General features: G+C 65.1%; 20 protein-coding genes. 17 read left to right on the forward strand and 3 right to left on the reverse strand.

Annotated elements, in window-relative coordinates:
* Positions 1-98: 98 nt before the first annotated feature.
* Together NFG57_RS03800 and NFG57_RS03805 are read right to left on the reverse strand one after the other, a co-directional pair.
* Positions 99-746, reverse strand: a complete 648-nt coding sequence (locus NFG57_RS03800) for a hypothetical protein (RefSeq protein ID WP_222515612.1) — start codon at positions 744-746, stop codon at positions 99-101.
* 179 nt (positions 747-925) lie between these two features.
* Positions 926-1,849 carry a LysR substrate-binding domain-containing protein gene (locus NFG57_RS03805; RefSeq protein WP_108448077.1) on the reverse strand — a complete coding sequence of 308 codons (924 nt, stop codon included), beginning with the start codon at positions 1,847-1,849 and terminating at the stop codon, positions 926-928.
* Positions 1,850-2,088: 239 nt separating this feature from the next.
* Here NFG57_RS03805 and NFG57_RS03810 point away from each other — a divergent pair, with 239 nt between their 5' ends.
* From NFG57_RS03810 to NFG57_RS03840, 7 genes are all read left to right on the forward strand, one after another.
* Positions 2,089-3,468 (forward strand): L-serine ammonia-lyase, encoded by a 1,380-nt coding sequence (locus NFG57_RS03810; protein WP_348815404.1) that lies wholly within the window; start codon positions 2,089-2,091, stop codon positions 3,466-3,468.
* A 335-nt stretch (positions 3,469-3,803) separates the two neighbouring features.
* Entirely contained in the window at positions 3,804-4,580 is a 777-nt protein-coding gene (locus tag NFG57_RS03815; protein WP_124802746.1) for an ABC transporter ATP-binding protein, read from the forward strand.
* A complete protein-coding gene (locus NFG57_RS03820) occupies positions 4,577-5,329 on the forward strand; it encodes an ABC transporter ATP-binding protein (protein ID WP_045991865.1) in 753 nt (250 codons plus the stop codon). Before NFG57_RS03815 ends, NFG57_RS03820 begins: the two co-directional genes overlap by 4 nt.
* A gap of 139 nt (positions 5,330-5,468) precedes the next feature.
* Positions 5,469-6,716, forward strand: coding sequence for an ABC transporter substrate-binding protein (locus NFG57_RS03825; RefSeq protein ID WP_045991866.1), 1,248 nt, complete (start codon positions 5,469-5,471; stop codon positions 6,714-6,716).
* 70 nt (positions 6,717-6,786) lie between these two features.
* Positions 6,787-7,674 (forward strand): branched-chain amino acid ABC transporter permease, encoded by an 888-nt coding sequence (locus NFG57_RS03830; protein WP_045991867.1) that lies wholly within the window; start codon positions 6,787-6,789, stop codon positions 7,672-7,674.
* Between the two features lies 1 nt (position 7,675).
* Positions 7,676-8,662, forward strand: coding sequence for a branched-chain amino acid ABC transporter permease (locus NFG57_RS03835; RefSeq protein ID WP_348815406.1), 987 nt, complete (start codon positions 7,676-7,678; stop codon positions 8,660-8,662).
* An 80-nt stretch (positions 8,663-8,742) separates the two neighbouring features.
* The gene (locus NFG57_RS03840) at positions 8,743-9,414 is read left to right on the forward strand and encodes a tetratricopeptide repeat protein (protein WP_348815408.1); all 672 of its coding nucleotides are present in this window, start codon (positions 8,743-8,745) and stop codon (positions 9,412-9,414) included.
* Positions 9,415-9,511: 97 nt separating this feature from the next.
* Here the strand turns inward: NFG57_RS03840 and NFG57_RS03845 are convergent, their stop codons facing one another.
* Positions 9,512-10,441 carry a LysR family transcriptional regulator gene (locus NFG57_RS03845; RefSeq protein ID WP_108131345.1) on the reverse strand — a complete coding sequence of 310 codons (930 nt, stop codon included), beginning with the start codon at positions 10,439-10,441 and terminating at the stop codon, positions 9,512-9,514.
* 184 nt (positions 10,442-10,625) lie between these two features.
* On the opposite strand from NFG57_RS03845, the gene NFG57_RS03850 reads away from it, so the two are divergent.
* The 10 genes from NFG57_RS03850 (at position 10,626) to NFG57_RS03895 (ending at position 24,330) form a co-directional block, all read left to right on the forward strand.
* Positions 10,626-11,735 (forward strand): S-(hydroxymethyl)glutathione dehydrogenase/class III alcohol dehydrogenase, encoded by a 1,110-nt coding sequence (locus tag NFG57_RS03850; protein ID WP_045994980.1) that lies wholly within the window; start codon positions 10,626-10,628, stop codon positions 11,733-11,735.
* Between the two features lie 209 nt (positions 11,736-11,944).
* Positions 11,945-12,802: an S-formylglutathione hydrolase gene (gene fghA / locus NFG57_RS03855; RefSeq protein ID WP_045994979.1), complete on the forward strand. Its 858-nt coding sequence runs from the start codon at positions 11,945-11,947 to the stop codon at positions 12,800-12,802.
* Between the two features lie 577 nt (positions 12,803-13,379).
* Positions 13,380-14,495: a GlxA family transcriptional regulator gene (locus NFG57_RS03860; protein WP_045994991.1), complete on the forward strand. Its 1,116-nt coding sequence runs from the start codon at positions 13,380-13,382 to the stop codon at positions 14,493-14,495.
* A gap of 198 nt (positions 14,496-14,693) precedes the next feature.
* Positions 14,694-15,392, forward strand: a complete 699-nt coding sequence (mtgA, locus tag NFG57_RS03865; RefSeq protein WP_045994978.1) for a monofunctional biosynthetic peptidoglycan transglycosylase — start codon at positions 14,694-14,696, stop codon at positions 15,390-15,392.
* Between the two features lie 284 nt (positions 15,393-15,676).
* Positions 15,677-16,690, forward strand: a complete 1,014-nt coding sequence (locus NFG57_RS03870) for a dipeptidase (RefSeq protein WP_108448107.1) — start codon at positions 15,677-15,679, stop codon at positions 16,688-16,690.
* A 42-nt stretch (positions 16,691-16,732) separates the two neighbouring features.
* A complete protein-coding gene (locus tag NFG57_RS03875) occupies positions 16,733-17,278 on the forward strand; it encodes a DUF5943 domain-containing protein (RefSeq protein WP_222515607.1) in 546 nt (181 codons plus the stop codon).
* A 242-nt stretch (positions 17,279-17,520) separates the two neighbouring features.
* Positions 17,521-19,623, forward strand: coding sequence for an NADH:flavin oxidoreductase (locus tag NFG57_RS03880; protein WP_253555417.1), 2,103 nt, complete (start codon positions 17,521-17,523; stop codon positions 19,621-19,623).
* 60 nt (positions 19,624-19,683) lie between these two features.
* Positions 19,684-21,813 carry a DUF3483 domain-containing protein gene (locus NFG57_RS03885; RefSeq protein WP_348815411.1) on the forward strand — a complete coding sequence of 710 codons (2,130 nt, stop codon included), beginning with the start codon at positions 19,684-19,686 and terminating at the stop codon, positions 21,811-21,813.
* Positions 21,810-23,234 (forward strand): electron transfer flavoprotein subunit alpha/FixB family protein, encoded by a 1,425-nt coding sequence (locus NFG57_RS03890; RefSeq protein ID WP_348815413.1) that lies wholly within the window; start codon positions 21,810-21,812, stop codon positions 23,232-23,234. The genes NFG57_RS03885 and NFG57_RS03890 overlap by 4 nt, the downstream gene beginning before the upstream one ends.
* A complete protein-coding gene (locus NFG57_RS03895) occupies positions 23,224-24,330 on the forward strand; it encodes an electron transfer flavoprotein subunit beta (RefSeq protein ID WP_348815414.1) in 1,107 nt (368 codons plus the stop codon). Before NFG57_RS03890 ends, NFG57_RS03895 begins: the two co-directional genes overlap by 11 nt.
* Positions 24,331-24,367 lie beyond the last annotated feature (37 nt).

The raw sequence follows: 24,367 nt of genomic DNA on the forward strand, positions 1-24,367 counted from the left end.
CGCACGCGAGCGTTTCCGGCGAGCGAAGGCTGAAAGCGACAACGCCCGCGGTGATGGCCGCGGGCGTTGTCGTGTCACGACGCTGTGGTGGTCGCGAGCTATTCGCTTCTGGCCTGGCGCCGGCGGATCCACAGCACCAGTTCGACCATGGCGAACATCAGCAGGGTGTACCCGAACAGTTCCGTGACCTCTTCGGCGGCGTCCTTGAATACCCTGACGTAGCGTTCGGCGAGCAGGGCCTCCCACATCTCGCTGCGGCCGTAGAGCCGCGAGAAGGCAAAGGTGCAAAGGAAGCCTGCTGCAAACAGGCCGAAGGCGAAGCTTTCGACGAACTCCTCGAACTCGCGTACGAAGGCGTGACGCTGGCGAAGCACGCAATAGAGAATGGGCAGCAGCAGCAGGGTCACCAGGGTCTGCCAGGCGCCGTCGAAAACGTAGGCGTCGAGAAAGGCGTCCTGCTCGCGAATCAGGGCGGCGCCGAGCAGACCGAACATCAATAGCGTCACCCGTGGCAGGCCGCCCAGCACCTGGCGGGCGTAGATCAGCAAGAGGCAGCTGATCAGCAGCCACAGTGTCTGCATGCTCTCGGTAAAGCCGACTTCGCTGAAGCGAATCTTTTCGGGCAGGCCGGTCTCCCACAGCACGCCCTGCATCATCGCGCCGATGATCAGGATATAGAGCAAGGCTCTGGCGCAGGTCGCGCGAAAGCTGATGGTAGGCGTGATGGAAGGGGGGGTATTGAGCATCCCTCTCAATCTCCAGAAAAGGGGTGTATCTGGGCGTGATTATACCCGTCGAGCCGGGGGAGTGTCTGGGAATCCCGAAGGATTCTTCGCCAGTCTTCGCCATATGCTTATACAGCATAGGTAAGGCGCAAGACAGGTGCCCGATGACCTGGTCAGGGCCGCTCGTCCAGGCACGGGGGTTAGTGGTTTGTGCTGCGGCTGGCCTCCTCCACCAGCCAGTCGTGCACGGCCTTGACCCGGCGATCGTCGGTGGCGCCTGCCGCGTGGACGATGCCGTACTGCTTGCCACTGTCGACGCGGGCACGGAAGGGGGCGATCAGGGCGCCGCTCTTCAACTCGCTGGTGATCAGTGTTTCCCGGGCGATCGCCACGCCCATGCCGGCGATGGCGGCCTCCATGGTGAGGTGATTGCGGTTGAAGGTGTAGCCACGCTCCAGATTGATCGAAGGGGCGCCGATGGCGGACAGGTAGTGGCGCCACTCGCCATACTCCTGGCTGCCGCGCCAGGCGGTGATGTCATGCAGCAGCGGGTACCAGGCCAGGTCTTCGGGACGTCTGAGTGGTGGGCGGCCCTTCAGCAGGCCGGGTGAACAGACCGGGAAGATGCGTTCCTGCATCAGCGGGGTGATGGCAAGTCCCGGATAGTGGCCGTCGTTGAGGTCGAGCGCGAGGTCAAAGTCGCCGTCACGCAACGAGATGTTGCTGTCCTCGGCGGTGATATGCAGTTCGATATCGGGAAACCTGGCCTGCAGACGCGGCAGGCGGGGCATCAGCCACTTGTTGAGGAAGGAGGGCACCGAGCGCAGGCGGATGACCCCGCTCATTACCCCGCTGCGCAGGCGACTCACCTCGAGTCCCACCGCCTGGTAGGCGTCGTCCACCACGGCGGCCAGGCGCTTGCCTTCTTCGGTCAGTTCCAGGCGACGGGGCAGGCGTCGGAACAGCTTGAAGCCCAGCCGGTCCTCCAGTTGCTTGATCTGCTGGCTGACGGCGCCGGTGGTGACGTGCAGTTCCTCCGCCGCTCGGGTGAAGGACAGGTGGCGGGCGCTGACGGCGAACCCCTTCAGCCAGGCGTGGGTCTGGGCGTTGAGCAGTCGACTCATTGCGATGTGTTCCGACAAGAGGTCATGGTCTGGCCGTGGTATGGCGGTGGTTTAGGTATGGTTTAGCTGAGCTATAGTGAAGGCAAGATATTCTGCCTTGTCCATCGAAGCGATGGCAGCCAGCATAACGATATCCCGGAGGAACGACAGCCCTCGCTTTAGCGAAATTGACCTCGCAGGTCTCGGACCTCCGCCCCTCATGCCCCACACTTCGCGTCATTCGTACAAGAGGCAGCGCCATGGCTATCAGCGTATTCGACCTGTTCAAGATCGGGATCGGGCCGTCCAGCTCCCACACCGTGGGGCCGATGAAGGCCGCCTACGACTTCGTCGAGGCGCTGCGGTCGCAGGACCTGCTGGAGCGCGTCGCGGGGATCGAGATTCACCTCTACGGTTCGCTGTCGGCCACCGGCAAGGGCCACGCCACCGATCGCGCCTGCGTGATGGGACTGATGGGTGAGCGTCCAGACCGCATCGATCCGGCCGTTGTTGGCCCCTGCATCGAAGAGCTGCTCGAGAGCCAGACCCTGTTGCTCGGTGGTCAGGTGGCGGTGCCTTTCCTGTGGGCCAGAGACCTGCAATGGCACGAGGAGAGCCTGCCCTATCACCCCAACGCCATGACGCTGGTGGCCAAGGGGCACAGCGAGGAGGTCAAGCGCGAGACCTACTACTCGGTCGGAGGTGGCTTCGTCATCGACGAGGCCCAGGCCCGGGACGGAGCGCTGGATTCCGACACCACCCCCTTGCCTTACGACTTCAACAGCGGCGCGGAACTGATGGCGCTGTGTCGTCTGCATGGCATGAGCATCAGCGAGCTGATGCTGGAAAACGAGAAGGCCTGGCGCAGCGAAGCCGAGGTGCGCTCCGGTCTGTGGGATATCTGGCAAGCCATGCAGGCCTGCGTCAACCGTGGTGTCGAGGGGGAAGGGGTGTTGCCTGGCGGGCTCAACGTCAAGCGTCGCGCCGCGTCACTGTATCGCCGTCTCGAGGCGATGGGCGATGACGCGGGGCTGATCGCCACGACGTTTTCGGCGATGGACTGGGTCAACGTCTACGCCCTGGCGGTCAACGAGGAAAATGCCGCCGGTGGGCGCATGGTCACCGCGCCCACCAATGGCGCCGCGGGGATCATTCCCGCCGTGCTGCACTACTACATGAAGTTTCAGCCCGGTGCCTGTGAGAAGGACGTGGTCAACTTCCTGCTGACCGCCGGTGCCGTCGGCATCCTGTGCAAGAAGAATGCCTCCATCTCCGGCGCCGAGGTGGGCTGTCAGGGCGAAGTGGGATCGGCCTGCGCCATGGCCGCGGCCGGGCTCGCCGAAGTCATGGGGGCCAGCGTCCCCCAGGTCGAGAACGCCGCCGAGATTGGGCTCGAGCACAACCTGGGGCTGACCTGCGATCCGGTCGGAGGCCTGGTCCAGGTGCCCTGCATCGAGCGCAATGCGATTGCCTCGGTCAAGGCCATCAACGCCGCCCTGATGGCCTGTCGCGGTGATGGTGAGCACTTCATCTCGCTGGACAAGGCCATCCGCACCATGCGCGACACCGGCGCCGACATGCAGGAGAAGTACAAGGAAACCTCCAAGGGTGGACTCGCCGTCAACGCCATCGAGTGCTGAGCAGGACGCGGGCGCTGGTCGTGGTGGTTGACCAGTCGCTCGACGAGGACCGAACCATTTGAGCCTCTTCTTTCAGGCCCCCGTCGCGCCAGCGCGACGGGGGCCTTGTGCTTTTCAGGGGGAAAACCTCGCGGGGCCAAGGTGTTGCCGGTTTGTCGTAAGCAACCTATTGAAATGCGGAGAATACATCTTTGGTCTTGTTCAACGCTTGGCCAATTGCGTCGGGCCTTTGACTCTTCTAGCTTACGTAAACGTAAAGTAGAGCGTCGCCATCGCGGCATCGAACAACCATAACAACCTCAAGCCAGGGACCCCGGTCCCGCAGAGGACGCCACATGACCCAGCAGTACGTGCTAGAGACCCGTGGCCTGACCAAGTCGTTTCGTGGCTTCACCGCCGTGGACGGCGTGGATCTCAAGATCACGGAAGGGCATATCCACGCCCTGATCGGCCCCAACGGCGCCGGCAAGACCACGGTCTTCAATCTGCTCACCAAGTTTCTTCCGCCGACCCGCGGCGAGATCCTCTATCGCGGCAAGCCGATCACCCGCATGCGGGCCAACGAGATCGCGCGGCTGGGGCTGGTGCGTTCGTTCCAGATATCCGCCGTGTTCGCCCACATGACCGCGCTCGAGAACGTGCGTGTGGCCCTGCAGCGCAAGCTCGGCACCTCCTTCCACTTCTGGAAGTCAGAGCGTTCGCTGGAGCCACTCAACCAGCGTGCCATGGAACTGCTCGAGCAGGTGGGACTGGCCGACGTCGCCGATGTCCTCACCGTGGAGCTGCCCTACGGACGCAAGCGTGCGCTGGAGGTGGCCACCACCCTGGCGCTGGAGCCCACCGTGATGCTGCTCGACGAGCCCACCCAGGGCATGGGAGCCGAGGACGTCGACCGTATCGTCGAGCTGATTCGGCGGGTTTCTGCCGGGCGTACCGTGTTGATGGTCGAGCACAATCTGAGCGTCGTCAGTCGTCTTTGTGATCGCATCACCGTGCTGGCCCGGGGCTCGGTACTGGCCGAAGGCGACTATGCCAGCGTCTCGGCCGATCCGGCGGTGCGTGAAGCCTACATGGGCAGTGAAGCCAGCGTCGGTGAGGAGGCCAGCGCATGAATCAGACTCTCGACAGGCCAACTGCGTCACCGGCGGTCGGCGCCCATGGCGACGAGGCGCTCAGTCTAGCGGACGTCAACGCCTTCTACGGCGAGTCGCATATCCTGCACGGCGTGGAGCTGCGCGTGAAGCGGGGAGAGCTGGTGACTCTGCTGGGGCGCAACGGGGCCGGACGCAGCACCACCCTGAAGACCATCATGAACATGGTCGGTTCGCGCAGTGGCTCGATCAAGATCAACGGCCAGGAGACCCTGGCCATGAAGCCTCATCACATCCCGCGTCTGGGGGTCGGCTACTGCCCCGAGGAGCGTGGCATCTTCGCCAGTCTCGACGTCGAGGAGAACCTGCTGCTGCCGCCCACCGTGCGCTCGGGCGGAATGAGCCTGGATGACATCTACGCCATGTTCCCCAACCTCTACGAGCGGCGTCGCAGTCAGGGGACCCGGCTGTCCGGCGGCGAGCAGCAAATGCTGGCGATGGCCCGCATCCTGCGTACCGGGGCCGAGATCCTGCTGCTCGACGAGATCACCGAGGGGCTGGCACCGGTCATCAACCAGAAGCTCGCCGAGGTGCTGATTACCCTCAAGTCTCGGGGCATGACCATCGTGCTGGTGGAGCAGAACTTCCGCTTCGCCGCGCCCCTGGCCGATCGCCACTTCGTGATGGAACACGGTCGCATCATCGAGACCATCGAGGCGCGTGATCTGGACGCTCGTCGTGAGCACCTCAACAGCCTGCTCGGGGTCTAGTGTCCATGGCCGCTGTCTTCCAGGCCTTAGAGGACCTTTGCATCAACCACAAGATGTCCGGCAGTAGCCGTTCAACAACCACTTTCTAAACAACAACCTATTCAACAACAACAAGGGCCGCTGGCCCCAGGAGCCTCCCATGACCAAGGTACACGCTTCCTCCCCCCGTCTTGCCCGCCGCCACCTGGCCCTGGCGGTCGCCGCCGCCACCGGCCTGGGCCTGGCATCGTCGGCCATGGCGCAGGATGCCATCAGCGATGGCGAGGTGCGTATCGGCTATCTGGCCGACATGTCCGGCACCTACCGTGACCTGGCCGGCCCCGGCGGCCTCGAAGCGCTGAAGATGGCGGTAGAGGACTTCGGCGGCGAAGTCGCCGGTGCCCCCATCGAGGTGTTCAGCGCCGACGATCGCAACAGCGCCGACGTGGGCGCCAACACCGTGCGCGGCTGGGTCGACCAGCAGAACGTCGACCTGGTGGCCGGCATGGTCGCCTCCTCGGTGTCCATCGCCGTGACCAAGGTGCTGGAGGAGGCCGGTGGTCTGGCCATCATTTCCGGCTCGGCGGCCTCGAGCATCACCAACGAACACTGCACCCCGAACCATATTCACTACGTCTATGACACCTATCCGCTGGCCAACGGTACCGCCAAGGCGGTGGTCGAGCAGGGCGGCGACAGCTGGTTCATGCTCACCGCCGACTACGCCTTCGGTCATGCCCTCGAGAGCGACGTGGAAAAGGTGGTCACCGACAACGGTGGCACGATCATCGATCGCGTTCGCCATCCGTTCCCGACCAGCGACTTCTCCTCCTACATCCTTCAGGCCCAGGGCTCCGGCGCCAAGATCGTCGGTCTGGCCAACGCCGGCTCCGACACCGTCAACGCGATCAAGACGGCCAGCCAGTTTGGCCTGACCCAGAGTGGCCAGCAGCTGGCCGGCCTGCTGATCTTCCTCAACGACGTCCATGCCATGGGCCTGGAGACGACTCAGGGCCTGTTGTTGACCACCGGCTGGTACTGGGACATGGATGACGAGTCCCGCGAGTGGGCCGAGCGCTACTTCGAGCGGGTGGGCAAGATGCCGACCATGGTTCAGGCCGGCATCTACTCCAGCACCACCCAGTACCTGAAGGCGCTGGAAGACGCCGGCACCGACGATCCTGCCACCGTCAGGGCCAAGCTGGGCGAGGCGCCGATCAACGACTTCTTCGCTCGCAATGGCCAGATTCGCGAGGATGGTCGCATGGTGCATGACATGTACCTGGCCGAGGTGAAGGCTCCCGCCGACTCCGAGGGCGAGTGGGACCTTTACGAGATCCAGGCCACGATCCCGGCCGAAGAGGCCTACCGTCCGCTGTCCGAGAGTTCCTGCAAGCTCGTCAACTGAGCCGCCCGCGCTCGATCTACGCCGGGGTCACCAGGGTGGTGCCCCGGCCTGATGCTCAAGGGAAATCATCATGACCATGATATTCGGCGTACCGCTGGCGGTGTTCATGGGCCAGCTGATGCTGGGGCTGATCAACGGCGCCTTCTATGCGCTGCTCAGCCTGGGGCTGGCGGTCATCTTCGGTCTGCTGAAGATCGTCAATTTCGCCCACGGCGCCCAGTACATGCTGGGTGCCTTTGCTGCACTGCTCGGGGCTCAGTACCTGGGCATCAACTACTGGCTGGCGCTGTTGCTGGTGCCGCTGGTGGTCGGCGCCTTCGGTGCTCTGCTCGAGCGTCTGGTGCTGCGGCGCATCGCCCACCTGGATCACCTCTATGGGCTGCTGCTGACCTTCGGCCTGGCGCTGATCTTCGAGGGTAGCCTGATCAACCTGTTCGGCGTGTCCGGGGCCAGCTACCCGATTCCCGAGGCGTTGAGCGGCGGCATCAAGCTGCCCTTCATGTTCCTGCCGACCTATCGCGGCTGGGTGCTGGTGGCGGCCCTGGTGGTATGCCTGGGCACCTGGTTCATCATCGAGCGAACCCGGCTTGGCGCCTACCTGCGGGCGGGCACCGAGAACCCCGCCTTGATGCAGGCCTTCGGCGTCAACGTGCCGCTGCTGGTCACCCTGACCTACGGCTTCGGGGTGGCCCTGGCGGCCTTCGCCGGGGTACTCGCCGCGCCCTTGTACCCGGTGTCACCGACCATGGGCTCGAGTCTGTTGATCGTGGTCTTCGCGGTGGTGGTGATCGGCGGCATGGGCTCGATCCTCGGTGCCATCCTGACCGGTCTTGCCATGGGGCTGATCGAGGGGCTGACCAAGGTGTACTACCCGGAGGCAGCCAACACCGTGATCTTCCTAGTGATGATCATGGTGCTGATGCTGAGGCCCGCCGGGCTGTTTGGAAAGGAGGCCTGAGATGTCCACAACCACTACTTCGCCGACGCCGACTCAGACCCGGGCCCGCGCCGCGCGCCGACGCCAGGGCATGCTGATGATCGTGTTGCTGGCCATCGCCCTGGTCGCGCCGCTGTTTGCCTACCCGGTGTTCCTGATGAAGGTGCTGTGCTTCGCGCTGTTCGCCTGTGCCTTCAACCTGCTGCTGGGCTTCGCCGGACTGTTGTCCTTCGGCCACGCCGCCTTTCTCGCCACCGGGGGCTACATCACCGGCTTTCTGCTGTCGAGCTATCCGGGCCTGACGCCGGAACTCGGGATCGTCGTCGGCACCCTGGCGGCGGTGATCCTCGGCACCCTGTTTGGGGCGCTGGCGATCCGTCGTCAGGGCATCTACTTCGCCATGGTGACCCTGGCGCTGGCCCAGATGATGTTCTTCTTCTACATCCAGGCGCCCTTCACCGGGGGCGAGGATGGCCTGCACGGTGTGCCGCGGGGCAAGCTGCTGGGGCTGATCGATCTGTCCGACAACCTGGCGATGTACTACGTGGTGCTGGCGATCTTCGTGATCGGCTTCGCCATCATCCAGCGCACCGTGCACTCGCCCTTCGGTCAGGTGCTCAAGGCCATCCGCGAGAACGAGCCACGGGCGGTGTCACTGGGCTACAACGTCGACGCCTACAAGCTGGTGGCCTTCGTCATCTCGGCGGGGCTTGCTGGCCTTGCCGGCGCGACCAAGACGGTGGTGTTCCAGCTTGCCTCGCTCACCGATGCCCACTGGCACATGTCCGGCGAGGTCATCCTGATGACCCTGGTCGGTGGTGTCGGCACCCTGTTCGGCCCGCTGGTCGGCGCTGGCCTGGTGGTCAGCCTGCAGACTCAGCTGGCGCAGTCGCCGCTGGGCAACTGGGTCAGCGTCATCCTGGGGTCCATCTTCGTGCTCTGCGTGCTGAGCTTTCGCAGCGGTATCGTCGGCGAGATCCAGAACATGGTGCGCAAGAACTTCAAATAGACACGGCGATTGCCGCTGTTCTCCCGCTGCCCGGCCTCAAGGCCGGGCTTTTTTTGTCAGGATTTTTATCTCAGGGTGGAGTGCGTGGTTTTGATGTGGAGAAAAATATTGAAGATATGGTGAAATATAATGAGAACGCCTGGAGGTTGGGTGCAGTTGATGCGGGACACGTTCTGTTTGGAATGTACTATACCGGGGGTGGCGTCGAGAAAAACAAAGGAGTTGCATTAAGATATCTATTGGATTCAGCTAGGCTAGGTTTTATTAGATCGCAAAGACAATTGGGCGTGGCATATAGGGGGCTAACTTTACGTGACTTGGTGGATAAAGATGAAGCTGCAGCATTCGAATGGTTTTTATTGGCTGCAGAGCAAGGAGATAGGACTTCTGCAACGAATGTGGCAGTGTTTCTTCACGAAGGAAGAGGTGTAGATAAAGATGACGATGAGGCATTTCGTTGGTTTTCTAGGACGGAGGATATGCCTTATGGCCGCGATACATCAGGGTTTAGAGGGCTGGCAGCATTTTATGAAAAAGGTATCGGTACCGACATAGATCTCGTCCAAGCCTATAAATATTACGACCTTCTCTCCCCCGGCAGCGCCCCCGACAAAGCCCGCCTTGAAGAACAAATGACCCCTGAGCAGATCCGTGAGGCGATCCGACTTTCTCGCCAGTGGCAGGAAGAACACAATATCTTTGTTCCCAGCTACTACGGCCTGGAGTATCAGGAGGATGGGACCTTTCAATAGCCGCAGATGGCAGGCAATAGGAGACAAGGCTTTTGGTGACCAGATGTCGAAGGCCCTCGATACGAAAGCGTATCGAGGGCCTTTTTGTCGCTGGGGGTTAATCGGATGGCGCTGGCTCGTCGATGCCTCGCCTGTCGCGATATCGCGGTGGCAGGCGCTCTGCGAGGTGCTCGGCGAGGTAGTCGATGACCACGCGGACCTTGGGGGAGCGGTGGCGGTGGTGGGGGGTGACGGCCCAGACGCCGGTATCGCTGTGACGGTAGGTGTCGAGTACCGAGACCAGCTCACCCTGGGCCAGATGGTGCTCGACGTAGTAGTCGGGAAGCTGACCCAGGCCCACGCCCTTCAGCACGGCGTCGAGCAGGGCCGGGCCGGAGTTGCCCTGCCAGGGCCCCTTGATCGCCACTTCCCGGGGAATGCCGTCGACGGCGAAGCGCCAGCGATCGCGTGAGCCATGCAGACAGCGGTGATGCTTCAGCTCGGACAGGGCGTGGGGCTGCGAATAGCGCTGGAAGTAGTCGGGGGAGCCCACCACGTACTCGCGGCGATCGGCCAGACGACGGGCGATCATGGTGCTGTCCTCCAGCGTGCCCATGCGGATGCCGATATCGAAGCCTTCCTCGATCAGGTCCACCTGGCGGTTGGTGAAGTGCAGGCGCACGCCGAGCTGGGGGTACTGGATCAACAGGTCATTGATCAGAGGCGCCACGTAGCGCTCGCCAAAGGTGGTGGCGCAGGTCAGCGCCAGCTCGCCCCTGGGGTGAGCCTCGAAGTCCTTGACCACGGCGTCGGCCTCGCGAAAGCCGTCGACCAGTGCCTCGCATTGTTGATAGTAGAGCCGACCGGCCTCGGTCAGGCTTATCTGGCGGGTGGTGCGATACAGAAGCGGCGTATCGAGGCGGCTTTCCAGGGCGGCCACCTGTCGGCTGACGTGGGAGCTGGATACACCCAGGCGTCGGGCGGCGGCGGCAAAGGACTTCAGGCGCACCACCTCGATAAAGGCTTCAATGCCGGCCCAAGGATGCATGGCGCTCTCCATTGTTGCGAGACAGCAACAATGTTATGCCGAATGCGTGCTTTATCCCAGTCCGTAGCGAGGTCTAGACTGTGGTCATCATCCACCGGGTCAGGATGACCCGTGCCCCTTACGTTAGTGCGCCAGGCTTGGTCGTTCATGCCTGGCGTGCAACCCCCGATCCGAGGAGATTGCCATGAAGTCTCGCGCCGCCATTGCCCTGGAAGCCGGCAAGCCGCTTACCCTGACCGAAATCGATGTCGAAGGCCCCAAGGCCGGCGAAGTGCTGGTCAGGGTGGTCGCTACCAGCGTCTGTCACACCGACGCCTATACCCTGTCCGGAGCCGACCCGGAGGGGCTGTTTCCGTCGGTACTGGGTCACGAGGGTGCCGGTGTGGTGGAAGAAGTGGGGGAGGGCGTCACCAGCCTGAAGCCCGGTGACCACGTCATCCCGCTGTACACGGCCGAGTGCGGCGAGTGCAAGTTCTGCCGTTCGGGCAAGACCAACCTGTGCAGCTCGGTCCGTGCCACCCAGGGCAAGGGCCAGATGCCTGACGGCACCACGCGCTTCTCGCTGGACGGCAAGCCGCTCTATCACTATATGGGCACTTCCACCTTCAGCGAGTACACCGTGGTGCCGGAGGTCTCGCTGGCCAAGGTGTCCAAGGAAGCGCCGCTGGACAAGATCTGCCTGCTCGGCTGCGGGGTGACCACCGGGATCGGCGCGGTGATGAACACCGCCAAGGTCGAGCCGGGCGCCACCGTGGCTGTGTTCGGTCTCGGTGCCATCGGCCTTGCGGTAATCCAGGGTGCGGTGATGGCCAAGGCCGGTCGTATCATCGCCATCGACGTGAATCCGGACAAGTTCGAGCTGGCCAAGCAGTTTGGCGCCACCGACTTCGTCAATCCGAAGGACTACAGCGATTCCATCCAGCAGGTGATCGTCGACCTGACCGACGGCGGCGTCGACTACTCCTTCGAGTGCATCGGCAACGTCAACGTCATGCGCTCGGCGCTGGAGTGCTGTCACAAGGGCTGGGGCGAGTCGATCGTCATCGGTGTCGCCGGCGCCGGCGAAGAGATCTCCACCCGGCCTTTCCAGCTGGTGACCGGTCGGGTATGGAAGGGCTCCGCCTTCGGTGGCGTCAAGGGCCGTAGCCAGCTGCCGGGCTACGTCGAGCAGTACATGAAGGGCGAGCTGAACATCGACGACTTCATCACCCACAACATGGAGTTCGAGAAGATCAACGAAGCCTTCGACCTGCTTCACGCCGGCGAGAGCATCCGCACCGTACTGCATTACTGAGCCGGTAGCATCGAGACGGCGCTGATGAGGCCACGCCCGCCTGACCCAAGCGATGGGCCAGGCGGGCGCCGATTGGCGGTGAGTCGAATGCTGGCGCAGTATTGATGCCAGCTCGCCCCACCGCCAGACGGCCGCGTCGTCCGCCAGAACGCACCGCGTCGTTTTATCCGCCCCGGACCTCGGGGCTTCATCGTTGAGGGGAAGTCGCCATGTCCATGAGCGAACATCTGGAACTGGTCAGCGCCAATCGCAGCTTCGGCGGCTGGCACAAGCGCTATCGTCATCATTCGCGGGCGCTGGACTGCGAGATGACCTTCGCCATCTATCTGCCGCCCCAGGCCGAGACGGAAAAGGTGCCGCTGCTGTGGTGGCTGTCGGGGCTGACCTGCACCGACGAAAACTTCATGCAGAAGGCCGGTGCCCATCGGCTGGCGGCGGAACTGGGCATCGCCATCCTCTGCCCCGACACCAGTCCCAGGGGGACCGACCTGCCGGGTGAGCACGACAGCTATGATCTGGGCTCCGGGGCGGGCTTCTACGTCAACGCCACCCAGGAGCCTTGGAAGGCCCACTACCGGATGTACGACTACGTCACCGAAGAGCTGCCTTCGGTGGTTCGTCAGCACTTCCCGCTCAACGGTCGCGAGTCCATCAGTGGTCACTCCATGGGAGGCCACGGTGCCCTGATTCTGGCGCTGCGCAAGCCGGGGCACTACCGCTCGGTGTCGGCGTTCTCGCCGATCGTCAACCCGACCCAGTGCCCCTGGGGGCGCAAGGCTTTCTCGGCCTATCTGGGCGAGGATTCCAGCAAGTGGACCCAGTACGACGCCTGTGAACTGGTGGCCCGTGGCGCCTCACGTCAGCCGTTGTTCATCGACCAGGGCGACGCCGATGACTTCCTCGATGAGCAGTTGTGTCCAGAGCGGCTCGAGGCGGTCTGTGCCGAGCGCGATCACCCGCTGATCCTGCGTCGCCAGCCCGGCTACGACCACAGCTACTTCTTCATCGCGACCTTTATCGAGGATCACCTGCGCTACCACGCCGAGAAGCTCTACGCCAAGCGCTGAGCGAGACTTCTCGCCAACCTGCAGTACCCTCCAAGGTATCCACCACGGCCCCCGATCATCGGGGGCCGTGGCGTTTCTGGGCTCTTGATTCTTGGGTCCAGAATTTCTGCGGCCTGAACTTCCGGGCCATGGAGTGGGAGAAGAGAGTGCTGGGTTTGGCGTGTCCGGGCAGGGGGGGCGTGCGCTGGCTGGCGAGCCAAAGGCGGCGTCCCGGCAAGGCATCGCCGGGTCGCCTGGAGAGATAGCCCTGTCGTGAATGGGGAAATATGGCCGATCCTTTGCCTTGTCAGATGACAGATGCGACCTCGTCATAGTCACCAGCGACATCATTGTCGGAGACGACTGGTCAAGCGGCAGCCGATAGCGATTATTGTGATGCCGAGACTCAGTCGCCAGGCGTAAAGTCGTCGGAGAAAAGCACGGACGCTCCTGCCTGCGATACCCGTAGCGACGCTGGCAACGTCGAGGGTGTCGACACCATGCGCGAGTCCTGTTCCGTTTACGACGTCGCGATAACAACAAATGGACGTGACGGTACCTCGTGGCTTGCGACGAGGAGGCCGACGCTGTGGAGAAGATGACCATGACCCTGCCCAGCCGGCCCGAGGGGCCACAGACCGTAGGTTTTCTGCTGCTCGAGCATTTCACCCTGATCTCGCTGGCCTCGGCCATCGAGCCGCTGCGCATGGCCAACCAGTTATCGGGCCAGGAACTCTATCGCTGGTTCACCCTGAGCCTGGATGGTGCGCCGCTTCAGGCCAGCGACGGCCTGACCGTGACGCCGGACTCGTCGATCACGGTGCCGCTGTCGCTGGATATGGTCGTGGTCTGCGGCGGCGTGGCGCCGACCCGCCATGTGCACCAGGGCCACGTCAGCTGGCTGAAGGCCCAGGCACGCCACCTCAAGCGATTTGGCTCGGTGTGTACCGGCGCCTGGGCGCTGGCCCGGGCCGGGCTGCTCGAGGGTTATGAGGTCAGCACCCATTGGGAGTGCCAGGCAGCGCTGCAGGAGGCCTACCCGGGTATCGGCCTGACCTCGAAGCTGTTTGCCATGGACCGGGACCGTTTCACCTGCTCCGGCGGCACGGCGCCGCTGGACATGATGCTGACGCTGATCGGGCGTGACCATGGGCGCGAGCTGGCGGCGGGCATTTCCGACATGTTCGTGTGCGATCGGGTGCGTGGCGAGCAGGACCAGCAGCGAGTGCCGCTCAAGCATATGCTCGGCACCACCCAGCCGCGACTGCAGGAGATCGTCGCGCTGATGGAGAACAACCTTGAAGAGCCCATCGACCTGGACGAACTGGCCCGCTATGTCAGCTTGTCGCGGCGCCAGCTGGAACGGCTGTTCCAGCGCAACCTGCACTGCTCGCCGTCGCGCTATTACATGCGCCTGCGGCTCAATCGCGCGCGTCAGCTGTTGAAGCAGACCTCGATGTCGATCATCGATATCGCCGCCGCCTGTGGCTTCGTCTCCACCCCGCACTTCTCCAAGTGCTACCGCGAGTGCTTCGGCCTGCCGCCGCGGGAGGAACGCCTGGGCTGGAGCGCCTTCTCACCGGTGGTGGCCGGTAGCACCGTATCCCCGCTGCTGGCGGCCGCCCCTGACGAACCGGTGTCCCGGGCGCTGTCGGCGTTGGAAGAAGCGCGCGGGGAGCCGACCTACGGCAGCTTCAAGGTGTTGCCCAAGTAGCGAAGAGCGTGTTGAACAATGCGCCTTCGCTGGCTGAATTTGCTGGACGAAGCCAGGGACCAGGCTTCGGCATGCCTGGACGCCAGATATCGGCAGAAGAGCCTTTGGCCACACCGGTAAAATGCTGACAGCGGCGATTGCCCGCCCCACCCAAGGCCTTGATATACTCCCCGGATCGATTCCAACCGAGCCCGATGCATGCGCAACTGGTGGCGCCCTCTCAGCCGACTTCTGCTACGCGCCACCCTTGCCTTTGCGCTGGGGTCAGTGGTGCTGGTGCTGGTGTTTCGCGTGGTGCCGGTGTTCGGCTCCATGGTGATGCTGGAGCGCGAGGTCTCGTCCTGGTTCTCCGGCGAGCCGCTGGACATCCAGCAGCGCTGGCGTCCCTGGGACGAACTATCCGACAACGCCAAGCTGGCGGTAATCGCGGCGGAAGACCAGCGCTTCCCCGATCATCACGGCTTCGACCTGGTGGAGTTGAAGCGTGCCATCGAGTCCGCGATGAACGGAGGCTCGCTGCGCGGGGCCAGCACCATTACCCAGCAGACCGCCAAGAACCTGTTTCTGTGGACCGGGCGGGACTATGTGCGCAAGGTGTTCGAGGCCTGGTTCGCCACCCTGATGGAACTGCTGTGGCCCAAGGAGCGCATCCTCGAGGTCTATCTCAATATCGTCGAATTCGACCGGGGGGTCTTTGGCCTGGAGGCCGCCAGTCGCCACTACTTCGGCGTCGGTGCCGATCAGTTGAGCGCCGCGCAGGCGGCCCGCCTGGCGGCGGTGCTGCCCAACCCGCGAGAGCGCAGCGCCTCGCACCCGGGGCCGCGCACCGCCCGTCACGCCGCCTGGATTCAGCGACAGATGAATAACCTGGGGCTTGGCTACCTGGAGAAGCTGTAGCCGGCAGGCGTCGCAGTCCTTGATCCTTTGGGTTCTGCCCATTCACTTCTTTCCCTCTTCGCCCCTTTGCTTCCGGCACGTCTTCGCGGTGTTTTGAGGCGCGTCGTTTCGCTTCTTTCCTTTGCCCACGGGTGCCTTTTGTCGCTGCCGGAACGGCGGTGACGCTTTTGGAATTCTCGTCGTCGCAATCAGGCGTCGTGGCCCCCCGGGGCGGCGCTATCCTGCCCGCACAACGCCAGCGTTTGCCGCTGGCGCTCTCCCTGAAGCGGGTAAGGACAACAGCGATGAACTCCCCTCTGACGCAAACCGAAACTGGTGCCATCGACGCCCGGGCGCTTCACCGCGAGGCCACGGTGATCGACGGTCTGATCATCGCCAAGTGGAGCCGTGAACTCCTCGAGGACATGCGCCGAGGTGGGCTGTCGGCGGCCAACTGCACCGTGTCGGTGTGGGAGGGGTTCCAGGCCACGGTGGACAATATCGTGGCCACCAACGCGCTGATGGAAGAGTGCAGCGACCTGGTGCTGCCGGTGCGCACCACCGCAGACATCCGGCGTGCCAAGCAGCAAGACAAGACCGGCATCATCTTCGGCTTTCAGAATGCCCATGCTTTTGAAGACCAGATCGGCTACGTCGAGATCTTCAAGAAGCTCGGCGTCGGTATCGTCCAGCTCTGCTACAACACCCAGAACCTGGTGGGCACCGGCTGCTACGAGCGCGACGGTGGCCTGTCCGGCTTCGGTCGCGAGATCGTCGCCGAGATGAACCGGGTCGGGGTGATGTGTGACCTGTCTCACGTTGGCGCCAACACCTCCCGCGAGGTGATCCTCGAGTCGTCCAGGCCGGTCTGTTATTCCCACTGCCTGCCCTCCGGGCTCAAGGAGCATCCGCGCAACAAGTCCGATGAGGAGCTCAAGTTCATCGCCGACCACGGCGGCTTCGTCGGCGTGACCATGTTCACCCCCTTCCTGCGGGCCGGGGTCAACGCCACCATCGACGACTACGTCGAGGCCATCGTCTACGTGATGAATATCGTCGGCGAAGACGCCATCGGTATCGGCACCGACTTCACCCAGGGCCACGATCAGGCCTTCTTCGAGTGGCTGACCCACGACAAGGGCTACGCCCGTCGCCTGACCTCCTTTGGCGAGATCATCAATCCCAAGGGCATTCGCACCATCGGCGAGTTCGGCAACCTCACCGAGGCGCTGCTGCGCCACGGCCTCAGCGAAGCCCAGGTGCGCAAGATCATGGGCGAGAACTGGGTACGGGTGCTGGCCGATGTCTGGGGCGAATAGCACACAACCACCACAACAATAACGCCTGCCAAGGAGTCGACCGTGACCAAGATGGCGCCTGAACTGCCCATAGAGGTGGACGTCGAGACCGGTGTCTGGACCACCGACGCCCTGCCGATGCTGTATGTGCCGCGACACTTCTTTATCAACAACCATATCGCCGTGGAGCAGGCGCTGGGCGTCGAGGCCTACGCCGAGATTCTCTACCACGCCGGCTACAAGAGCGCCTGGCACTGGTGCGAGAAGGAGGCCGAGTTGCACGGTCTGGCCGGCGAGGCGGTGTTCGAGCACTACATGACGCGTCTGTCCCAGCGAGGCTGGGGCCGCTTCATCACCGAGGCCATCGACCTGGAGGCGGGTACCGCCCGGGTGCGACTGGAACACAGCGCCTTCGTCTACCAGCTGGGCAAGGTCGGCTACCGGGTCGAGTACATGTTCACCGGCTGGTTCGCCGGTGCCATGGACCAGATCCTGGCGGCCTCGGGGTCGGCACTGCGTACCCGTGCCGAGCAGACCCAGAGCGCCGCCGAGCCAGGCTGCGAGGTAGGCCGCTTCGAGGTCCAGCCGCTCGCCACCGTGTCTCGCTGAGCTGCGCTATCTCGTCGATTCGGTGCGCAGCCCTGGTGTTCCTGTCAGGTGACGCTGTTCGGCGAACCCGATCGGCGACCCTGTTCAGCAACCCCCGTCGGCGAGCCCAGCCAGCAACCTCCGTCGGCGAGGCCAGCCAGCGACACCCGTCGGCGAGCTCAGCCAGCGGCTCCCGTCAGCGACCACCGCAGGCCAAGGCGTCTGCCGTGGTTCCACCTTCGTCCGGGCAGAGGAGTTTCCCCATGGCCTTTGACGCGATCTTCGAGCCGATCACCATCGGCAGTCAGACCATTCGCAATCGCGTGGTCAGCACCGCCCACGCCGAGGTCCACGCCACCGACGGTGGCATGACCACGGAGCGCTACGTGCGCTACTACGAGGAGAAGGCCAAGGGCGGCTGCGGGCTATGCATCTGCGGCGGCTCCTCGGTGGTCTCCATCGACAGCCCCCAGGCCTGGTGGAGTTCGGTGAACCTGTCCACCGACCGCATCATTCCGCACTTCCAGAATCTGGCCGAGGCGGTGCACCGCCACGGCGGCAAGATCATGATCCAGATTACCCATATGGGGCGTCGTTCGCGCTGGGATGGCCACGACTGGCCCACCCTGGTGTCGCCCTCGGGCATCCGCGAACCGGTCCATCGTTCCACCTGCAAGACCATCGAGGAGGAGGAAATCTGGCGCATCGTCGGTGACTTCGCCCAGGCCGCGCGCCGGGCCAAGGAGGGCGGTCTCGATGGAGTCGAGCTGTCCGCCGTGCACCAGCACCTGATCGACCAGTTCTGGAGCCCCCGCGTCAACAAGCGCGAGGATGCCTGGGGCGGCACCTTCGAGGGCCGCATGCGCTTTGGCCTGGAGGTGCTCAAGGCGGTGCGTGCCGAGGTCGGCGACGACTTCGTGGTGGGTATGCGCATCTGCGGCGACGAGTTTCACCCCGACGGCCTGACACACGACGACATGAAGGCCATCGCCGCCTACTACGACGCCACCGGCAAGGTGGACTTCTTCGGCGTGGTCGGCTCCGGCTGTGACACCCACAACTCCCTGGCCAACGTCATTCCCAACATGTCCTATCCGCCGGAGCCCTTCCTGCACCTGGCCGCGGGCATCAAGGAAGTGGTCAGCGTGCCGGTGATCCACGCCCAGAACATCAAGGACCCGACCCAGGCCAACCGCATCCTCGAAGGTGGCTACGTCGACCTGGTGGGGATGACCCGGGCGCATATCGCCGACCCCCACCTGATCGCCAAGATCAAGATGGGCCAGGTCGACCAGATTCGTCAGTGTGTCGGCGCCAACTACTGCATCGATCGCCAGTACCAGGGCCTCGACGTGCTGTGCATCCAGAACGCGGCGACATCGCGGGAGTATATGGGCCTGCCGCATGTCATCAGCCAGAGCGAAGGCCCGAGGCGTCGCGCGGTGGTGGTGGGTGGCGGTCCCGGTGGCATGGAGGCCGCCCGGGTGCTGGCCGAACGCGGCCATGAAGTGACCCTGTTCGAGGCCGAGGACAGCCTGGGCGGCCAGATCACCCTGGCGGCCAGGGCCCCGAGTCGCGACCAGATCGCCGGGATTACCCGCTGGTATCAGCTCGAACTTGCCCGGCTCAAGGTGGACCTGCGCCTGGGCACCCGGGCCGATGTGCCCACCATCGACGACCTGAGGCCCGACCTGGTGGTGCTGGCCACCGGCGGGCGGCCGTTTCTCGACCAGTACGCCGACTGGGGCTTCGACCCTGACCCGGAAAAGAGCCTGGTTGTCAGCACCTGGGACATCCTCTCGGGCAAGGTGGCACCGGGCCAGAACGTGCTGGTATTCGATTCCATCTGCGAGTTCTCCGGGGTATCCGCCGCCGACTTTCTGGCCGACAAGGGCGCCCGGGTCGAGATCGTCACCGACGACATCAAGCCCGGGGCCGCGGTGGGGGGCACCACCTTCCCCACCTACTACCGCAGCCTGTACGAGAAGGAGGTCATCATGACCTCGGACCTGATGCTGCACGAGGTCTACCGCGAGGGGGCGTCGCTGGTGGCGGTGCTCGAGAACGAGTACAGCGGGGTCCAGGAAGAGCGTGTGGTCGACCAGATCGTGGTGGAGAACGGCGTGCGCCCGGACGAGCGGCTCTACCTCGAGATGAAGGAGGCCTCGCTCAATCGCGGTCAGGTCGATCTGGAAGCGCTCTACGCGGCCAGGCCGCAGCCCTGCCTGGCGCACCTGGACGCAGAAGGTCGCAGCGCTGGAGATCGCAGCGCCGGTTTCGTGCTGTTCCGACTGGGCGACGGGGTGGCGCCGCGCAATGTGCACGCCGCCATCTATGACGCCCTGCGTCTGTGCAAGGACGTTTGAGCGAGCCACGAGGGCGGCCCAGTCGCCGCCCGCCTGCCCCTCGTCGAGAGGAGATAGAAGATGCCCGCAACCGTTCTTCCTGACCTGCTGGCCGTGCTGGTGCTGGCCGTGCTGACACTGACCCTGGTGGGTGGGGCCAGACGCTTCACCCTGTGGCGACGCGGGCGGCCCTCGCCGGTGCCCTGGTTGGCGGGCCTGGCGGCGATGCCACGACGCTATCTGGTGGATCTGCACCACGTGGTGGCCCGGGACAAGGCCTTCGCCCACACCCACGTGGCCACCGCCGGGGGCTTCGTCGCCGCCGCGCTGCTGATGCTGCTGGTGTTGCTGGTGCCGATGCCGGCGGGGCTAAGGCTCGGCCTGACCGGCCTGATGCTGGCCGCCAGCGTGCTGATGCTGGTCGGTGCCAGGCTGGTCGCCAGGCGGCGGCGCTCGCCGCCGGCGCGGCTGTCGCGTGGCCCCTGGATGCGCCTGCCCAGGAGCCTCACGGTTTTCTCGGCAAGCCTTGCCGGCGTTGCACTGGTCAGTCTGCTTTCCTCGCTGCTGCCGCCAGGCTGGCTCGGCGGCATCCTCGGCTGGGCGCTGGCTGGTGTGTTGCTGGTGGGGCTCGCGCTGGGACTCGCCGAGATGTTGCTGGGCATGACCTGGGGCGGGCCGATGAAGCACGCCTTCGCCGGTGCGCTGCACCTGGCCTGGCATCGCCGGGCAGAGCGCTTTTCCACGCGCTCAAGCGAGCGCGAGGGGCGCACGCCGCGCTCCACCGGGCTCAAGGCGCTCGATCTGGACGACCCCGAGGCGCCGCTGGGGGTGGCGTGTCCCGAGGACTTCACCTGGAACCAGCGCCTGGGCTTCGATGCCTGCGTGCAGTGCGGGCGCTGCGAGGCGGTGTGCCCGGCCTTCGCCGCCGGCCAGCCGCTCAATCCCAAGAAGCTGATCCAGGACATGGTCCGTGGCATGACCGGCGCCAGCGCCGACAGCTACCACGGTTCGCCCTATCCCGGCCGGCCGCTCACTCAAGATAGAGGTCAAGACAAGTCTCAGAACCAGGGCCGGCCGGCTGGACCCATCGTCGTCGAGGCGGGGGGCGCCTTGCTCGATGCCGATACCCTGTGGTCCTGCACCACCTGCCGGGCCTGCGTGGAAGAGTGCCCGATGATGATCGAGCACGTGGACGCCATCGTCGACCTGCGCCGTCACCTGACCCTGGAGCGCGGCAAGACCCCGGGCAAGGGCGCGGCGGTGCTCGACAATCTGATCGCCACGGACAATCCCGGCGGCTTTGCCCCTGGGTCACGCATGCACTGGGCGGCCGACCTGACGCTCCCGCTGATGCGCGACTACGGCCAGGTGGATGTGCTGCTGTGGCTGGGGGACGGCGCCTTCGACATGCGCAATCAGCGTACTCTGCGTGCCCTGGTCAAGATCCTGCGGGCGGCGTCGGTGGACTTTGCCGTGCTTGGTAACGAGGAACGCGACAGCGGCGACGTGGCGCGCCGGCTGGGAGACGAGGCGACCTTTCAGCGTCTGGCCCGGGCCAACGTGGCGATGCTTTCACACTATCGCTTCCAGACCATCGTCACCTGTGACCCCCACAGCTTCCACGTGCTTGGCAACGAGTACGGCGCCTTCGGCGGCGACTACCGGGTGCGCCACCACAGCACCTTCATTCAGGAGCTGATCGCCGACGGACGGCTCACGCTCGAATCCCGTCAGCGCGGCCGTGTCACCTACCACGACCCTTGCTACCTGGGGCGCTACAACGGCGAATACGAGGCGCCGCGCCAGGTGCTGGCGGCGCTCGGCATCGAGCTATCCGAGATGCAGCGCTCCGGCTTCCGTTCACGCTGCTGCGGTGGGGGGGGCGGCGCCCCGATCACCGACGTGCCCGGCGAGCGGCGGATTCCCGACATGCGCATGGCCGACGTGGCCGAGACCGGCGCCGAGCTGGTGGCGGTGGGCTGCCCCCAATGCACCGCCATGCTCGAAGGGGTGGTCGATGCCACCGCCCAGGTGCGCGATATCGCCGAGCTGGTGGCCGAGGCATTGATCGAGCCACCTGCCGGCAAGCGCCAAGCGCGCAAGGCGCCAGCACACGACAGCACGGTCGCCGCAAAAGGAGGTGTGGCAAGAGGCGCTGACCCGGCCGTGGACCGAGGCGTGGGCCGTGATGTAGAGGAGCTGAGCCAATGAGCACGTCCGACGAAGCGACGCGAGGCAGCACCCCAGTAGCGACGGCTCGGCGGCGTCGCGATCCCCGGCAAGACTGGATCGCCCGCAACCGCCTGCATCCGCAGCATCAGTCGGTGCTGGCCACGTTGGAGGGCGCCACCTCGCCGCCGGCGTCGATGGGCCCCCAGGGACGGTTGCGCCGGAACCCCCACGCGGTGGGCTTTATTGGCCCCAACGGTCGTCGGCGTATCGACCGCAGCGGTGTCCAGGCGGGAGCCACCGCGTCGCCTGCAGGTCGCGCCCAGACCGCAACCGTTCAGGCCGCCCGCGACCGGCGCCGAGCGGTGACGCTGGAGGCCCCGGCGGGCTGGATCGCAGTGGTCCCGGATACCGCCACCGGCAGGCTGATCGATCACGATCGCGATCTGTTCGGCCTGGCCCGTCGACTGGCCGATAGCGGTTCGCAGCCAGAGGGAGCTGAACTGGCCGTGGTGGCCATCCTGTTCGGGGATTCGCCGCCACCCGCGCTGGAGCAGGCGCTCGGCGAGGCCGGGGCGGATCGGGTGGTCTGCCTGGCGGTGGCGGAGGGTTATGCCCCCGAGGCACGCCTGGCGGCCTGTACTCGAGTGGACGACGCGCTGGCCCCGCGCCATTGGCTGTTTCCCGATACCGCCCTGGATGGCGGCGATCTGGGGCGCAGGCTGGCGGTACGGCTGGGCGAGCGGCCCGCCTGTGGAGTGTGGCGGGTCGAGGCGGATGGCGGGCTCGATGCCGGCGGGTCCTGCGTCTGTCGGACCGGGTCCGGGCGCGAGGACCAGCCCCGTCCGCTGCCGCGCATCCTGATGGCGCTAGCCGAATGCGCCGAGCCGGTGGTCGAGACCCGCCATGAGGCGAGAGCGATGGCCCTGGAGCCACCGCACGTGCCCCAAGCACCCCAAGCAAGGGTCGAGGATCTTGGCGCGGTGGCGGTGGACCCTGCCGAGATCGCGCTGCACGAGGCGCCCTTTATCCTGTCCGGCGGCAATGGCGTTGGCGACTGGCCCGGCTTTCACCGGGCCGCCCAGGCGCTGGGCGCCAGCGAAGGCGCCTCCCGGGTGGCGGTGGACGACGGCCATATGCCACGCCATCGCCAGGTAGGGGCCACCGGCACCTTCGTCAGCGCCCGGGTATACCTGGCGGTGGGGATCAGCGGGGCGATCCAGCATCTGCAGGGGATCCAGCGCTGCGACAAGGTTATCGCCGTCAACCGCGACCCCGGCTGCGATATGGTCAAGCGGGCCGATCTGTCGGTGATTGGCAATGGCGACGAGATCCTCGCCGAACTGGTACGTCTGGTCGAGGCCGGGGGGGAACGTGGAGGCAAAGGTGATAGCAAGCGTGGCGATGCCCACGAGTCCCGGCCAGCGGAAACATCCCCGAAGGAGACCCTGAATGTTGCCTGAATCTTCCTCCCACCATGGCGAGGCCCAGATCGGCGTCAGTGCCGATGCCAACGGCGGTGTCAAAAACAAAGCCAAGGCCAACGCCAACGCCTCCAGCGCAGACGCTGCCTACCTACAAGCCAGCGCCATCACCTCGCTTCGCCTGGATGTGCTTTTGTCGGTGGGGCGCCATCGCCTGACCGGTCGCGCCCAGCGTGCCGATGGCGATGCCCGGGCGCTGGAAATGGCGCTGTCGCTGAGACAGGCGTTGCAGACCAAGAAGACGACCCCTCCCGAGGTGGAGTTGATTCCCTGGCACCTGGGGCCGGAGGGCGACGACACCGAAGCGGCGCTGCGTGGTTATCTGGGCATGGGCCTGGACGCCATTCGCTGGATCAAGGCACCGGCGGCGGCGGACGCCATGGCGCCACTTCGGGCGTCACTGGCATCGCCCTCGGCGGGGGACGCTCACCACCGTCAGGCGCGCCTGGTGCTGTGCGGGATGCGTGCCGAGCAGGGCGAGGGCACCGGCATGCTGCCCATGGTGCTGGCCGAGCAACTCGGCTGGGCCTGGGTCCCTGGAGTGGTGGCCCTCGAGCGTATTGAAGCGATCGAGGGTCGCCATCGGCACGCTGAGGACGGCGAGCCAGGCAAGGTCAATGACTGCGAGGAGACCGCGCTGTTCCGGGCCATCGTGCTGCAGGCGCTGCCGCAGGGACAGCGACGCCGTCTGGCGGTGACCCTGCCGGCCATCCTGGGGGTGGACAGTGCGGCACCGGCCGCGCGCCAGAGCGCCTTCGGTCCGGCCCGGCGTGGTCAGCTGCGTCTGGTCGAGTCAGGCGAAGAGCTGGTGCTGGACCCGGCGGTGGAGCAGTGGCCGCTGATCCCGGCCCGCGCCCGCCCCAGGCGGCTCAAGATCGTCACCGCCACCAGCGCCCGCGATCGCTTCAAGGCCGCCGCCGCCAAGGCCGAAGGGGGCGGTGGTCGGGTGCTCGAGGATGTCTCGGCCACAGAAGGGGCCGCCGCCATCCTGTCGATGCTCGAGGCAGAGGGCGTCTTGCCTGCCGGCGGGGCCCGGCACGGTCAACAAGGTAGTCCACAAGGCGATGGACGCTGACGCCAAGCGGTGCCAGCATCAAGGCAGGGACCGCCAG

The sequence above is a fragment of the Halomonas sp. H10-59 genome (assembly GCF_040070555.1).
In the GTDB taxonomy this organism is placed as follows: Bacteria; Pseudomonadota; Gammaproteobacteria; order Pseudomonadales; family Halomonadaceae; genus Halomonas; species Halomonas litopenaei.